The sequence below is a fragment of the Vibrio sp. 10N.247.311.12 genome (assembly GCF_041467515.1).
Classification (GTDB): domain Bacteria; phylum Pseudomonadota; class Gammaproteobacteria; order Enterobacterales; family Vibrionaceae; genus Vibrio; species Vibrio crassostreae_C.
In genome coordinates, this window is the sequence record NZ_JBFSUV010000104.1 from 1 (window position 1) to 1,258 (window position 1,258).

Annotated in this window: 1 protein-coding gene; it reads left to right on the forward strand. The window is 44.4% G+C overall.

From position 1 onward, the window contains the following. The first annotated feature begins 72 nt into the window (after window positions 1-72). Window positions 73-1,250 (forward strand): IS3 family transposase gene (locus AB6E30_RS22490; RefSeq protein ID WP_102420178.1). Its coding sequence is split into 2 segments (ribosomal slippage): window positions 73-331 and window positions 331-1,250, totalling 1,179 coding nucleotides; the frame shifts between segments, so codons are not numbered across the junction. Window positions 1,251-1,258: the final 8 nt, after the last annotated feature.

The following is a 1,258-nucleotide window of genomic DNA, read 5'->3' on the forward strand; positions in this document are numbered from 1 at the left end:
TGTAGTGGTACGCTGAATTTGGTCACTTAGTTAGAGGTGATATCATCACCTCATAAGTTAACAGGTGACACTATGACAAAACGTACAAGAAGACTATTTAGCGCTGAATTCAAATTAGAAGCGGCACAACTGGTTCTAGATCAGAACCACTCTGTGACAGAGGCTGCTCAAGCTATGAATGTTGGGAAGTCCACGATGGATAAGTGGGTTCGCCAACTAAAAGAGGAACGTCAGGGGAAAGCACCTAAAGCATCGCCGATGACGCCTGAGCAAATTGAAATACGTGAATTAAAAAAGAAGTTAGCTCGCCTTGAAGAGCATAATGAAATATTAAAAAAAGCCACGGCTCTGTTGATGTCGGACTCACTGAACAATTCTTGATAATCAAGAAACTCAAGCAGAGCCACAGCGTAAAAATATTATGTGAAGTGTTCAATGTTCATCGAAGCAGTTATAACTACTGGCGAAAACGTCCAGTAGAAATTGATGCCGAAACAGCAAAGCTCCGTAGTTTAGTTAGCGAGGCACATGCCGCAAGCAACGGTTCTGCGGGAGCGAGAACCATTGCTGACATAATAACGAGTCAGGGAACTAACCTGAGTCGCTACAGAGCAACGAAGTTCATGAAAGCCCTTGGTCTAGTGAGCTGCCAAGTGCCAAAACACAGGTATCGTAAAGCATCACAAGAACATATTGAGATCCCAAACCTCTTAGGCCGCCAGTTTGCAGTTACGGAGCCAAACAGAGTTTGGGTTGGTGACGTTACTTATGTTTGGACTGGCTATCGTTGGATGTACTTAGCCGTAGTTTTAGACCTGTTCGCTAGAAAAACGATTGGTTGGGCAATGTCATTATCGCCCGATAGTCGATTAACTCGTAAGGCTCTTGCCATGGCTTATGAGTCTCGTGGTAAACCACAGGGCGTCATGTTTCACAGCGATCAAGGCAGTCATTATACAAGCCGAAGTTATCGGCAATTACTGTGGCGCTTTCAGATCAAGCAAAGCTTATCTCGACGAGGAAATTGCTGGGATAATGCACCAATGGAACGCTTCTTTAGAAGCTTGAAGACGGAATGGATACCTACAGTAGGTTATCGGAGCTTTGCAGAGGCACAACAAGAAATTACTCGATACATTATTGGGTATTATTGCCAACTCCGCCCGCACCAATACAACGGTGGTTTGACTCCCAATGAATCAGAACGATTGTTCTGGTTAAACTCTAGGAACGTGGCCAATATCAGTTGACCACTACA